This window comes from Ruegeria sp. BE1 (assembly GCF_056538885.1).
The window spans coordinates 814,359-826,577 of sequence record NZ_JBQFTY010000001.1; the positions used below are offsets into that span (position 1 = coordinate 814,359).

General features: G+C 58.9%; 13 protein-coding genes. 8 read left to right on the forward strand and 5 right to left on the reverse strand.

Annotation, left to right across the window (positions count from 1 at the left end):
• Nucleotides 1-19 precede the first annotated feature (19 nt).
• Together ACR0J5_RS04090 and ACR0J5_RS04095 are read left to right on the forward strand one after the other, a co-directional pair.
• A complete protein-coding gene (locus ACR0J5_RS04090; protein ID WP_480650669.1) occupies nt 20-1,018 on the forward strand; it encodes a glycosyltransferase family 2 protein in 999 nt (332 codons plus the stop codon).
• A gap of 31 nt (nt 1,019-1,049) precedes the next feature.
• Nucleotides 1,050-2,033: a hypothetical protein gene (locus tag ACR0J5_RS04095; protein ID WP_480650671.1), complete on the forward strand. Its 984-nt coding sequence runs from the start codon at nt 1,050-1,052 to the stop codon at nt 2,031-2,033.
• Nucleotides 2,034-2,036: 3 nt separating this feature from the next.
• Here the strand turns inward: ACR0J5_RS04095 and ACR0J5_RS04100 are convergent, their stop codons facing one another.
• Nucleotides 2,037-2,342 (reverse strand): DUF6476 family protein, encoded by a 306-nt coding sequence (locus ACR0J5_RS04100; protein ID WP_480650673.1) that lies wholly within the window; start codon nt 2,340-2,342, stop codon nt 2,037-2,039.
• Between ACR0J5_RS04100 and ACR0J5_RS04105 the strand changes: the two genes are divergently transcribed.
• Nucleotides 2,341-3,375 carry an RluA family pseudouridine synthase gene (locus ACR0J5_RS04105; RefSeq protein WP_480650674.1) on the forward strand — a complete coding sequence of 345 codons (1,035 nt, stop codon included), beginning with the start codon at nt 2,341-2,343 and terminating at the stop codon, nt 3,373-3,375. The two genes, ACR0J5_RS04100 and ACR0J5_RS04105, sit on opposite strands and share 2 nt — an antisense overlap.
• 145 nt (nt 3,376-3,520) lie before the next feature.
• Nucleotides 3,521-4,417: an RNA polymerase sigma factor RpoH gene (gene rpoH / locus ACR0J5_RS04110; RefSeq protein WP_480650676.1), complete on the forward strand. Its 897-nt coding sequence runs from the start codon at nt 3,521-3,523 to the stop codon at nt 4,415-4,417.
• Between the two features lie 48 nt (nt 4,418-4,465).
• Here the strand turns inward: rpoH and ACR0J5_RS04115 are convergent, their stop codons facing one another.
• A complete protein-coding gene (locus tag ACR0J5_RS04115; protein ID WP_480650678.1) occupies nt 4,466-5,647 on the reverse strand; it encodes a dipeptidase in 1,182 nt (393 codons plus the stop codon).
• A gap of 151 nt (nt 5,648-5,798) precedes the next feature.
• On the opposite strand from ACR0J5_RS04115, the gene ACR0J5_RS04120 reads away from it, so the two are divergent.
• From ACR0J5_RS04120 to ACR0J5_RS04130, 3 genes are all read left to right on the forward strand, one after another.
• Nucleotides 5,799-6,776 carry a Gfo/Idh/MocA family protein gene (locus ACR0J5_RS04120; protein ID WP_480650680.1) on the forward strand — a complete coding sequence of 326 codons (978 nt, stop codon included), beginning with the start codon at nt 5,799-5,801 and terminating at the stop codon, nt 6,774-6,776.
• Nucleotides 6,777-6,835: 59 nt separating this feature from the next.
• The gene (locus ACR0J5_RS04125; protein ID WP_480650682.1) at nt 6,836-7,105 is read left to right on the forward strand and encodes a DksA/TraR family C4-type zinc finger protein; all 270 of its coding nucleotides are present in this window, start codon (nt 6,836-6,838) and stop codon (nt 7,103-7,105) included.
• A 174-nt stretch (nt 7,106-7,279) separates the two neighbouring features.
• Nucleotides 7,280-8,329: a cytochrome-c peroxidase gene (locus tag ACR0J5_RS04130; RefSeq protein ID WP_480650684.1), complete on the forward strand. Its 1,050-nt coding sequence runs from the start codon at nt 7,280-7,282 to the stop codon at nt 8,327-8,329.
• An 81-nt stretch (nt 8,330-8,410) separates the two neighbouring features.
• On the opposite strand, the gene ACR0J5_RS04135 is transcribed toward ACR0J5_RS04130, so the two are convergent.
• The 3 genes from ACR0J5_RS04135 to ACR0J5_RS04145 form a co-directional block, all read right to left on the reverse strand.
• Nucleotides 8,411-10,231, reverse strand: a complete 1,821-nt coding sequence (locus ACR0J5_RS04135; RefSeq protein ID WP_480650686.1) for a M3 family oligoendopeptidase — start codon at nt 10,229-10,231, stop codon at nt 8,411-8,413.
• A 101-nt stretch (nt 10,232-10,332) separates the two neighbouring features.
• Complete coding sequence (locus ACR0J5_RS04140; protein WP_480650688.1) at nt 10,333-11,277, reverse strand: alpha/beta fold hydrolase; 945 nt, start codon at nt 11,275-11,277, stop codon at nt 10,333-10,335.
• On the reverse strand, nt 11,277-11,567 hold the full coding sequence (locus tag ACR0J5_RS04145) for an SCP2 sterol-binding domain-containing protein (RefSeq protein WP_480650690.1): 291 nt from the start codon (nt 11,565-11,567) through the stop codon (nt 11,277-11,279). Before ACR0J5_RS04145 ends, ACR0J5_RS04140 begins: the two co-directional genes overlap by 1 nt.
• A gap of 30 nt (nt 11,568-11,597) precedes the next feature.
• Here ACR0J5_RS04145 and ACR0J5_RS04150 point away from each other — a divergent pair, with 30 nt between their 5' ends.
• Entirely contained in the window at nt 11,598-12,206 is a 609-nt protein-coding gene (locus tag ACR0J5_RS04150; RefSeq protein WP_480650692.1) for a tetratricopeptide repeat protein, read from the forward strand.
• The last annotated feature ends 13 nt before the right edge of the window (nt 12,207-12,219 follow it).

Here is a 12,219-nt window from a genome sequence, read left to right on the forward strand (position 1 = left end):
ACGGACAGAGCAGTCAATCATGAGCGAACAAGACCCCCGATATATCAGCGTGACCCCGATGAAGAACGAAGGTCCTTTCGTTCTGGAATGGGTCGCCCATAATCGCGCCATCGGTGTCGATCAGATCGTGGTGATGACCAACGATTGCACAGACGGCACGGATGCCTTGCTGCAGCGGTTGGATGAGCAGGGGATCGTCACCCATGTCGACAACAACTCGCGCCGCCCCACGAGCCCGCAAAAACGTGCCTACAAGAAATTCCTCAAGATGGAGGTCGCGCGGCCTCAGGACTGGGTGGTTGTGATCGACGCGGATGAGCATATCAACATCAAGACGGGTGATCATACGCTGCGTGCGCTGACCGATGCCATCCCGGATGCAAAAACGATCTCGATGACATGGCGTTTGTTCGGAAACGCGGGCGTTGTTCGCTATGAGGACCGTTTTCTGTCAGACCAGTTCCGCCGTGCCGCCGAAGAGCAAAAATACCGCCCTCCGCAGGCCTGGGGTTTTAAGACCATGTTTCAGCAAGAGGTTTGGGGTGCGCTGGGCGTTCACCGCCCCAAACGCCCGACGGTTGAAACCATGGCAGAATGCCATTGGTACAATGGATCGGGGCAACTGATGCCCGAGCGGTATTTCAACGCCAGCTGGCGATCGGCGCGGGATTCCATCGGGTATGATCTGGTGCAGGTCAATCATTATGCGCTGAAGTCCTGTGAAAGCTATCTGGTCAAGAAAATGCGCGGGCGGGCCCACCATCTGGGGGAAAGCCTGGGCATGGACTATTGGAACATGATGAATCACAACGCCGAAGAGGACAGCTCGATCGACGTTGTGCTCGATCGCAAGCGTGAACACTATTACGACATGCTGTCCGATCCTGAAACGGCTCGTCTGCATCATGCGTGCTGCGACCTGCATAGACAAAAGATCAAGGACCTGCGCGAGCAGCCCGAGATGCAGACCCTGATGCAAGAAATGACAGCAGGTTTCGCGGCCAGCCATCAGGAATGAGCGCGACCCGATCTGATACAGGAGACCTCTGATGCTTTGGCTGCATATGGGCATGCCCAAGACCGGCACGACCGCGCTGCAGGCATATGTGCGCAAGAACAAGGACCCGCTTGCCAATAGCGGTCTGCGCTATCTTGAGGCCGGCCGGCGCAGGCTGGGGGGTAAGGGACGGTTGGCGATCAGCCACAACATCATCGCCTTTCACATCAACCAGACAGACGAGCCCATGGACACGCTGCGCGAGGCTGTGGCCCTGGAATATGACGCGCATAGGGACCAGAACTGTCTGATGTCATCCGAGATGTTTCTGTCGTGCGACCTGAACAGGCTGGCTGAGGTTTTTGCCGAGATTCCCGCGCGCGACTTGAGGATTCTGTTCTATTGCCGCCGGTATTCCGATTTCTTTGAGGCTGATTACAAACAGCGCGCCAAGAATGGGCGGCTAAAGGTCGGCGCTTCGGAATATGTCCGGGATCGGCTGTCCCGCATAGAAAGCGATCCCTCATCATTTTCTTTCACTGAGAAAACCCATCGCATTCGGCAGGCCTTTCCCGGCGTTCAAGTGATACCGATGCTGTATGATCGATCCTCAATGGTGAACGGACATGTGGTTGACGATTTCATGTCTCATATCGGGGTGTCTGTTCCGCAGGACGCTCAGGCGGACCGGCCCGCGAACACGTCGCAATCCCGTGCGGCCAGCGAAGCGTTTGGCATTGTCTCTCGCGCGATGGGTCGCAAGGAAAGCCGCAGGCTGCGCCGTATAGTCAGTGATGATCCGGTGATGATCCGACGCCGCGACGTTCTTGAAGCGGATGAGAGGGTCTGGCTGGATTCGCATATGGCAGTCCATGATGCCCCGTTCCAGCAGGAGTTCTTTCCTGATCGCCCCCAGCTTTTTACCCCTGTCGATCTGAGCGACGACGATCGCGCGTTCCGCCGCGACACAGCAGAGGAATACTTAGCCCTGCAGCGCGCCACCGAGATCGTTTTTCGAATGGCGCTGTCCGCCTAGATTTCAGGGTGCGATCTGGACTTCCTGACGCTGGCGGCCGGTGGTTTTATCAAAGATCAGCACACGGTTGTCATCCGTGACCACCGCATACCAGTTGCTTCCGATCGTCACTGCCTGTGCCTTGGCGCCATCGGGCAGCTGGATCTGATCGGGCAGGGTGGGGGTTCGGTCCGATAGCCGGATGACAATCAGTGCGAATGTCACTAGAACCCCGCCAATCATCACCGCGGTCAGCAACATGACCATGCGCCGCAGCAGTCGAAGCTGTGGCGTTTCCTGCGGTTCTTGGGGTTCGGAAGGGACAGTCATGGGCACCCGTCAGATTGAGTTTCAGATCGCGGCCGATCCGCCGCCACGCCTTGATAAGGCGCTTTCGCGGGATGTGCCAGCGGATGAGAACCTGTCGCGCACACGTCTGGCCCGGCTGATCGAAGAGGGCGCTGTGCAGATCAACGGCGCGGTGGCAAGCGATCCCAAGGCAAAGGTGGCCGAGGGCGTGTCTGTCACAATCACCGTGGCCGAGGCTGAGGACAGCCATATCGGCCCTGAAGACATCCCCTTGGAGGTGGTCTACGAGGATGCCGATCTGATCGTCATCAACAAACCGGCGGGTATGGTGGTGCACCCCGCGCCGGGCTCGCCGAACGGGACGCTGGTCAATGCGCTGCTGCATCATTGTGGCGCGGATCTGTCGGGGGTTGGTGGGGTAAAACGCCCCGGCATCGTGCACAGGATCGACAAGGAAACCAGCGGACTTCTGGTGGTGGCGAAATCGGATGCCGCGCATCACGGGCTGGCTGCCCAATTCGAAGCGCACACGGTCGAACGCTATTACCGCGCGATCTGCTATGGTGTTCCCGATGCGAATGACCCGCGCTTGCGTGGGGTGAAAGGCGTCAGCTTTGAACCGGGCAACATCATGCGCCTGACGACCCAACTGGCCCGGCACAAGACGGATCGGCAACGACAGGCAGTTTTGTTCCATGGCGGGCGCCACGCGGTCACGCGCGCGCGGTTGGTTGAGACGTTCGGCAACCCAGCCGGGCTGGCCCTGATCGAATGTTGGCTGGAGACCGGGCGCACCCACCAAATTCGCGTGCACATGGCCCATGCCGGGCACGGGCTGGTCGGCGATCCGGTCTATGGCGGCAAGCGCAAACTGGCGGGCAAAGCCTTTGGTCCTGTTACTGCCGAGGCGGTTCGCGCGTTTCCAAGACAGGCGCTTCATGCAGCGGTTTTGGGGTTTGAACACCCGGTGACAGGTGAAAACCTGCGCTTTGAGGCCGCTCTGCCAGAGGATATGCACAATCTGATTGATCAGCTGCGCGCGCCGCTGACATAATGTGCAAAGTTACGTGAATAAGATTTTCTTAGGTTTCCTTTATCTATCGTTAATCTCAAACTGTTAACGGTACCTCTTGAACGGAATGGGACGGCTTCCCATATCCATGTTAACGACTTAAACATTTGTCGGAGGGACATGAAACATGGCAAATTACGCAAATCTCCCCGCGCCGACGCCGGAAGGCGGCCTGAACCGCTATATGCAGGAAATTCGCAAGTTTCCGCTGCTGGAACCGGAAGAAGAATACATGCTCGCCAAGCGTTGGGTGGAAGAGCAGGATACTGAGGCCGCGCATAAAATGGTCACGTCGCACCTGCGTCTGGCGGCCAAGATCGCCATGGGCTATCGCGGCTATGGCTTGCCGCAGGCCGAAGTGATTTCCGAGGCCAACGTGGGTCTGATGCAGGCGGTCAAACGGTTCGATCCGGAAAAAGGATTCCGGCTGGCCACCTATGCGATGTGGTGGATTCGTGCCTCGATTCAGGAATATATCCTGCGGTCCTGGTCGCTGGTGAAACTGGGCACGACCTCGGCGCAGAAAAAGCTGTTTTTCAACCTGCGCAAGGCCAAGGCCCGTATTGGCGCGCTGGAAGAGGGTGATCTGCGCCCTGAAAACGTTGCCAGAATCGCCAATGATCTTGGCGTGACCGAAGAGGAAGTCATCAGCATGAACCGCCGGATGTCCGGTGGTGATGCCTCGCTGAACGCGACCGTCGGGTCCGAGGGCGAAGGCACCATGCAATGGCAGGACTGGCTTGAGGATGAAGATGCCGATCAGGCGGGCGACTATGAGGCGCGCGATGAGCTGGACGCGCGGCGCGAATTGCTGGCGGCGGCCTTGGACGTTCTGAACGATCGCGAAAAGGATATCCTGACCCAGCGCCGTCTGATGGATCAGCCCGTCACGCTGGAAGAGCTGAGCACGCAATACAATGTCAGCCGCGAGCGTATTCGCCAGATCGAAGTGCGTGCGTTTGAAAAGCTGCAAAAGAAGATGCGCGAGCTTGCCCGCGAAAAAGGTATGCTGGGCACCGTCTGACGGGCCGCGCTTTGAACCGAAAAGCCCGCCAATCCGGCGGGTTTTTTTTTATTGCGCCAGTTGCTGTCTGAAAACGCGCACCATGTTTTCGCCCATCACCTTGCGCACCTGCGCCCCAGTCAGCCCCTCGGCCAGCAGGGCAGAGGTCAGCGCCGCAAGCTCTGACGTATCAAAGGCAGTCTCAACCGATCCATCATAGTCGGACCCCAGCGACACGTGATCTTCGCCCACCGTGGCTATGGCGGCCTTGATCATCTGCGCGATCCCGGCCGGAGAGGTGTTTCCGCATGTCACATCCGCCCAGTACCCCATGCCGATCACGCCGCCGGTTGCGGCGATGTCTTGCATCAGATCATCGGGAAAGTTGCGTTTGACCGGGCAAAACCCGTGCAGACCGCCATGGCTGACGATCAGGGGCACGTCGGTCATTGCGATAACCTCGCGCGCGACCCGGGGGCTGGAATGGGCCAGATCGATGACAACGGGGCGCTGGTTCAGTTCGGTGACAACCTGACGGCCAAACTCGGTCAGGCCGGTATCGCCCAACCCGTGCAGAGAGCCACCCAACTCGTTGTCAAAGAAATGATGCAGCCCGTATACACGGTGGCCCGCATCGAACAGCGCATCCAAATTGGTCAGATCGCCCTCTAACGCATGGGCCCCTTCGATACCCAGAATCCCGCCGACCATGGGCTGGCCTGCGGCGCGGGCGGCTAAGACCGCCTCCAGATCGGACCGGGATTTGACGACCTTCAGCTGCCCGTCTGACGCGGCCTCGAACTGGTGCAGTTTTTCAGCCTGATAGAGCGCGCGCTCTTTCAAACTGTTCCAGGTGCGCAGGGGCCAAAGCTGCCCGATGGCCAGCAGGGTGATGTTGTCAAATGCCTCGGCCGAGTTTGCCTCATAATTCTGACCGGCAGGGGATTTTGTAACAGCAGTAAAGACTTGTAGTGCGACGTTGCCTTCGACAAGGCGCGGAATGTCGACCTGGCCCCGGGTGCCGCGTTCGGTCAGATCCCGGCTCCAGAGCAGCGGGTCCGCGTGCAGATCACCGACGATCAGGGTGTCGTGCAAGGCGGCGGCGCCCTCAGATACCTCGAACGGGTCATGTGCGATAACGTTGTTGCGCTGCGCTTCGATATAGGGTGGCAGAACGCCAAAGAACACAACCGCGCCCACAACCAACGCCAGGGCCAACAGGCCCCCGATCCACTTTAAAACCCGTTTCATTCCCGCTCCCTCGCAAAGTGTTGAAGGCAGGCTAGAGGGATTTCAGGGGGATAAAAGCCTGACTTAACGTCGGATGGCTGTTAGAAGGTCATCAACAGAATCGTTAGCGTTAACGGGGCAGGGCAATACCCTGCCGAAGTGGGAGGATCACATGCAGAAACCGGTTCAATGGGGCGTTCTGGGCGCCGCTAACTTCGCGCGCGGTATCATGGCCCCGGCGATCCATGCAGCCCACGGGGCCCGGTTTGCCGGGCTGGCGACATCGAACCCAGCCAAGGCCGAGCCCTTTCAAGCATTTTGCCCGGATTTGACTGTGTATGACAGCTATGACGCGCTGTTGGCAGATCCCCAGATTGAGGCGGTCTATATCCCGCTGCCCAACCATCTTCATGTGGAATGGAGTCACAAGGCGCTGGATGCCGGTAAACATGTGCTGTGCGAAAAGCCCATGACCATGACTGCCTCGGAATTCGACGGGTTGATCGCAAAACGGAATGAAACCGGTCTGTTGGCTGCCGAAGCTTACATGATCGTCCACCATCCACAGTGGCAGTTGGCACAGAAACTGGTGGCCGACGGGGCGATTGGCAAGCTGCTGCATGTGACCGGGGCGTTCAGCTATGACAACCGCACTGATACCGGCAATATCCGCAACCGGGCCGAGACGGGCGGCGGAGCGCTGCGCGACATTGGTGTCTATGTGATTGGCGGTGCGCGCTTTGTCTCGGGTCAGGAACCCGAGCAGGTTGAGGCTTCAATCCGCTGGGAAAACGGTGTCGACGCCTTTACCGAAATCCGCGCGCAGTTTCCGGGCTTTACCTACACCACCTATGTCTCGACCCGCATGCATCCGCATCAGGAAATGGTATTTCACGGCGAAGGCGGAGTAATCCGCCTGACGGCCCCGTTCAATGCCCGCGTATTTGGCGAGGCGCGGGTCGAGCTGCACCGCCCGGGGCTAGAACTGCAGGTGACGCGCTTTCCCGGCGATGATCAGTACAAACTGCAGGTCGAGGCGTTTGGCCGTACAATCCGCGAGGGGGCAGACTACCTATGCCCGCTGGAATTCTCGCGCGGGACACAAGAGATGATCGACCGGGTGTTCGACATCGCCAAACCACTGCCCTGACTTGTCAGGCCCCGGTCGGGCGCGCTAGTCTGACCGGCACCTGATCAGGAGGACGGCCCATGGCAGGCGGTTGGGCGCGCGATGGCGCGGTGAGCGAACAGATCGAAGCATCGATCTCCGATGAACTGGCCCGCATGCAGGCGCAAAAGCGCCCTGTAGGGGACAGCCTGACCCATTGTGCCGAGTGCGAAGAACCCATCCCTGAAAAGCGACGCCTGGCCCTGCCGGGGGTCAAGCTATGTCTGGACTGCCAGCAAGAGCGCGATGGCACGTTCAAGGCGCGCAATGGCATCAACCGGCGGGGATCGAAGGACAGTCAATTGAAGTAGTATTGATCTGTCTGGAATCCGGGCAACAGACAGGATCAGGTCATCAGCGAACGGTCACACACATCACAATTATGATATTTGTAATGATTCTAATTTAGAATTGATCTAAATCAGAAAATCCAATTCTTTTCTCCCCTACAGAAAGGGTGCGCGCGAGCGTCGTAGGAGAAAAAAATGCTCAAACCACTGACACTAGCAAGTGCCTTCCTTGTTTCTGTAGCGCAGATAGCGGTTGCACAGGACTTGCGAACGGATGCCCTTGATATATTCAAACCGCTTCCGTCAACCGTACCAGCGGTCAACGACAACCCAATTACTGAAGCCAAAATCGAACTGGGCAAAGCGCTGTTTTTCGATCCGCGGATGTCGGCGTCGGGGGTCTTTTCCTGCAACTCCTGCCACAACCTTGCGACCGGAGGGGATGACAACCTTGAAACCTCGATTGGTCATGGCTGGCAACGGGGGCCGCGGAATGCGCCAACGGTGCTGAATTCGGTTTTCAATGAGGCTCAGTTCTGGGACGGGCGCGCGGCCGACTTGGCCGAGCAGGCAAAGGGGCCGGTTCAGGCGGGCGTCGAAATGGCCAATACCCCAGAGAACGTTTTGGCGACGCTGAATTCTATGCCGCAATATGTCGATTGGTTCGGCTCTGCTTTTGAGGGAGAGGCAGAGCCCGTGACCTTCGACAATTTCGCCAAGGCGATTGAGGCGTATGAGGCCACGCTGATTACCCCGGCACCGTTTGACGCCTGGTTGAACGGGGACGAAAAAGCGATGACCGAACAGCAACTGGCAGGCTTGCAAAAATTCATGGATATTGGCTGCGCGGCCTGCCATTCCGGGGTTAACCTTGGAGGCACCGGGTACTACCCATTTGGTTTGATTGAAAAACCGGGCGCGGATGTCTTGCCCGAGGGGGACAAAGGACGGTTCGCCGTGACCGAAACCGTGGATGACGAATATGTATTCCGGGCCGCCCCTTTGCGAAACATTGCGGTGACCGCGCCTTATTTCCATTCCGGCAAGGTCTGGGATTTGCCCGTGGCCGTTCAGATTATGGCCGAGTCGCAGCTGGGCGAAGAGTTGGATGACCAGAGCGTCGCCGAACTCGTCGCGTTTCTGGAAAGCCTGACCGGCGCGATGCCCGAAGTTACCTATCCGGTGTTACCTGCTGAAACCCGCACAACGCCCCGCCCTTCGAGTGAGGTTGTCTCAGAAGGTTAACTAACAGGAACAATAAAATGAAAACGGGCTGGAGGTTCCAGCCCGTTTTCCTTCCTATTCATGGTAAAGACGGGAAAGCCGTCAATCTTCCATCGCTTCCAACTCGTCGATGAAGCCCGAGATCATCGACAGGCCCTTGTCCCAGAATTTCGGGTCGCTGGCGTCCAGCCCGAACGGCGCCAGCAGGTCTTTGTGGTGCTTCGACCCACCTGCGCGCAGCATCTCGAAATACTTGTCCTCGAACCCTTCAGCACCGGCCTCGTAGACCGAATAGAGCGCGTTTACTAATCCATCGCCAAACGCATAAGCATAGACGTAGAAGGGCGAGTGGACGAAGTGCGGGATGTAAGACCAGAAGGTCTCATACCCGTCCATGAATTCAAATGCGGGGCCAAGGCTTTCGGCCTGAACGCTCATCCACAGGGCGTTGATGTCGTCGGGCGTCAGCTCACCTTCGCGGCGGGCGGCGTGCAGCTTGCATTCAAAGTCATAGAACGCGATCTGGCGGACCACCGTGTTGATCATGTCCTCGACCTTGCCGGCCAGCAGAACCTTGCGTTGTTCCTGCGTTTCCGCCTGATCCAGCATTTTGCGGAAGGTCAGCATCTCACCGAAGACCGACGCCGTTTCGGCCAGGGTCAGCGGGGTCGAGGACAGCATTTCACCCTGATCGGCGGCCAGCACCTGATGGACGCCGTGGCCCAGCTCATGCGCCAGGGTCATCACGTCACGCGGTTTGCCCAGATAGTTGAGCATCACGTAGGGGTGCACGTCGGTGACGGTCGGGTGGGCAAAGGCTCCGGGCGCTTTGCCGGGTTTCACCGCCGCATCGATCCAGCCTTTTGTGAAGAACGGGGTCGCGATCTCACCCATGCGGGGATCGAAGGCGTTGTAGGCGTCCATCACGGTCTTTTCGGCCTCGTCCCAGCCGACGACCCGCGTGTCCTCCATGGGCAGCGGTGCGTTGCGGTCCCAGACCTGCATTACGTCCAGACCCAGCCACTTGCGTTTCAGTTCGTAATAGCGGTGGCTCAGCTTGGGGTAGGCGGCGACCACCGCGTCGCGCAAGGCCTCGACCACTTCGGGCTCAACGTCGTTTGACAGGTGACGTCCGGTTTGCGGCGTAGGCACGTTGCGCCAACGGTCGACGATTTCCTTTTCCTTGGCCTGTGTATTGTGAACACGGGCAAAGGTTTTGATGTTGTCCTGAAAGACGCGGGCCATCTCGCGCGAGGCGGCCTCGCGCACGGAACGGTCCTGTTCCGTCAGCAGGTTGGCGGTGGCCTCAAAGTTCAGCTCTTCACCGTTCACGGTAAAGGTCAGCCCGGCGATGGTTTCATCGAACAGCCGTTCCCAGGCATCGCCGACCACGCCCAGATCATGCAGGAACTTCTCAAGCTCATCGGACAGTTGATAGGGCTTCATCGCACGGATACGACGGAACACCGGGGCATAGCGGGCCAGATCGGCATCCGCATCAAAACGCGCTTTTAGGGCGTCGTCGTCCAGACGGTTTATTTCAAGCGTGAAGAACACCAGCGGCGTGGTGAAGATGGTGATTTTTTCCTGCATGTCCGACAGGAACTTGGCGCGTTCTGCATCGGTGGTCAGCTGGTAATAGCGCAGCCCGGCAAAGGACATGATGCGGCCCGCGATGGCATTGATCTTTTCGTTGCGCTGCACGCAGGTCAGCAGGCCCGCCGCATCCAGATCGGCCAGTTTACCTTCGTAATCTGCGGCGAAGGCGGCGCATTCGCCCTCAAGCCACTCAAGATCGCGCGCCAGCTCGGGCGCGTCTTCCGAGGTATAAAGGTCGGTCAGGTCCCATTCCGGCAGGTTGCCAAGGTTGTCGGCCCCGCCAATTGCATTTGCGTCACGGACGGGAAAGGGAAGGTTGCGCATGGATCACCTCGGAATATCTGCTTTGGCAAACATCTAGGCGCGGGTGGACCGGATCACAAGCCGCCTTTGCGCAGGTGCAGGGTGGCGGCAGGAAATGCCGCCTATTGCGCTGCCAGAAAATGGGCTTCTAGCTGATCATAGACGGGGCCGCGCACGTTGGGGGGCTCCATCAGAACTTCGTGTTCGCCGTCGGGAATTTCGACCAGCGTGCCACTGGGCCAGTTGGCCATGCGGGACCGGATCGCTTTGCGGTCGACGATTTGTTCGTGGCTGCCCAGGAAGGTCAGGGCGGGGGTCGCCGGTGCGGTCTGATCCATCAGCCAGGCGCATTCATCCAGCGCCTCGCGCAGCCAGATCGTCGACGGCGCGCCAAGGGCAAGCTCGGGGTGGGCGGCCAGTTGATCTTTCATCATCTGATACATAGCCGGATCACGGGTCAGTACGTTGCCCTCAAAAGGCTGAGATACAACATAGCTTTCCAGTGACGTGGTCGGAGGGGTCTTTTCCCCCAACCCGATCCGCGGCCCCCAATAGGCCGTCAACCGGCTGAGCGGCTTCATGATCGGCGTAAAGAAGATGCCCCACATCGGCCCGGAAAAGGCGCAGGCGGCAAAGCAATCCCGTTCCAGCACCGCGCGCAGCCCGATGGCGCCGCCCATTGAATGGCCAATCACGAACCATGGCTTGGGCAGGTTCAGCTGTTCCGCCAGATCAAGCGTCGCCTGCACATCGTGCTGATAATCGGTGAACTGTTCCACATGCCCGACGCGCGGGTCGTCCAGCAGGCGGTCGGCCAGCCCCTGACCCCGCCAGTCAACCGCGGCAAAGGCGAAACGGCGGCGCAGAAACTCTTGCGCTGCATCGCCGTATTTCTCGATATATTCCGTGCGCCCCGGGAACATCAGCACTGTTCCGTTTTGGGCGTCTTCGGGATGCCAAAGGCCGACACGTATGCGGACATCATCCGCTGTGGTCAGCCAAAAAGCCTTCCCGCCGGCTGGTACGCCGACCGCATCTTCGAACAAGGGGGCCGGCGACACGTCCATCAGGCCAGCGCCGACGCCAGTTGCATGGCGACGCCCATATCGCCGTCCACGGTCAGTTTGCCGGACATGAAGGCACCTGTCGGGTTCAGCTCACCGCTGAGGATCTGCTCGAACGTATCGGCATCCGCGCTCATGGTGACGTCGGCATCATCATCGCTGACACGCGCGCCGCTGCCATCCAGCACAATCGCGCCCAAACCTTCGATGGCAAACTTGGCAGATGCGCCAAAGCCGCTGTCGGCCAGTTTCTCGTTCAGCGCCGCTGCGGCTTTTTCCAAAGTGTCGCTCATGTCTTTCCTCATTTTGTTAGTGCGCCGTGAATGGACATCCCCGGTCGCAACGCTACACTGAACATTGTTATGGGCATTGCAACAAACAATCTCAAAGGTACCGTTGCGGCATTTTTTGTCACGGTCATGTTTTCCACCAGTTCCGCCGCGCAACAGGCGGACCTGCGGGACGAGGCCGCGCTGCTGCAGCAACTGGCGCAATCAACGCCGGAACAGGCGACCAGTCTGGAACGGCAGCTTAAGGCGCTGTGGTCGCAATCCGGTTCGGCCTCGGCCGATTTGTTGCTGGAACGCGGGCGTGAGGCGTTGGATGATGGCGATTCCCTTGCCGCTATCGAGCATCTGACCGCACTGACCGACCATGCGCCCGGTTTTGCCGAAGGCTGGCACCTGCGGGCCTCGGCGTTCTTCGGGATTGATCGCTTTGGTATGGCGGCGGCGGATCTTGAGCACGCGCTGACGCTGAACCCCAATCATTACGAGGCGATCTATGGTCTTGGCCTGATCCTTGAGATCACGGAACAACATGACAAGGCGCTTGAAGCGTATGAGCGCGCATTGGCTATACATCCTCATCATGAAGAAGTAACCAATGCGGTGAATCGACTGAAGCCTCAGGTCGAGGGCTCGGCCCTCTAAGGGGCAGGGGGCA

Coding starts and splice junctions, on each gene's coding strand:
- ACR0J5_RS04100 (WP_480650673.1), bottom strand. CDS start 2,342: ATGACTGTCCCTTCCGAACCCCAAGAACCGCAGGAAACGCCACAGCTT.
- ACR0J5_RS04130 (WP_480650684.1), top strand. CDS start 7,280: ATGCTCAAACCACTGACACTAGCAAGTGCCTTCCTTGTTTCTGTAGCG.
- ACR0J5_RS04140 (WP_480650688.1), bottom strand. CDS start 11,277: ATGGACGTGTCGCCGGCCCCCTTGTTCGAAGATGCGGTCGGCGTACCA.
- ACR0J5_RS04120 (WP_480650680.1), top strand. CDS start 5,799: ATGCAGAAACCGGTTCAATGGGGCGTTCTGGGCGCCGCTAACTTCGCG.
- ACR0J5_RS04145 (WP_480650690.1), bottom strand. CDS start 11,567: ATGAGCGACACTTTGGAAAAAGCCGCAGCGGCGCTGAACGAGAAACTG.
- ACR0J5_RS04095 (WP_480650671.1), top strand. CDS start 1,050: ATGCTTTGGCTGCATATGGGCATGCCCAAGACCGGCACGACCGCGCTG.
- rpoH (WP_480650676.1), top strand. CDS start 3,521: ATGGCAAATTACGCAAATCTCCCCGCGCCGACGCCGGAAGGCGGCCTG.
- ACR0J5_RS04150 (WP_480650692.1), top strand. CDS start 11,598: ATGGACATCCCCGGTCGCAACGCTACACTGAACATTGTTATGGGCATT.
- ACR0J5_RS04105 (WP_480650674.1), top strand. CDS start 2,341: ATGGGCACCCGTCAGATTGAGTTTCAGATCGCGGCCGATCCGCCGCCA.
- ACR0J5_RS04115 (WP_480650678.1), bottom strand. CDS start 5,647: ATGAAACGGGTTTTAAAGTGGATCGGGGGCCTGTTGGCCCTGGCGTTG.
- ACR0J5_RS04135 (WP_480650686.1), bottom strand. CDS start 10,231: ATGCGCAACCTTCCCTTTCCCGTCCGTGACGCAAATGCAATTGGCGGG.
- ACR0J5_RS04090 (WP_480650669.1), top strand. CDS start 20: ATGAGCGAACAAGACCCCCGATATATCAGCGTGACCCCGATGAAGAAC.
- ACR0J5_RS04125 (WP_480650682.1), top strand. CDS start 6,836: ATGGCAGGCGGTTGGGCGCGCGATGGCGCGGTGAGCGAACAGATCGAA.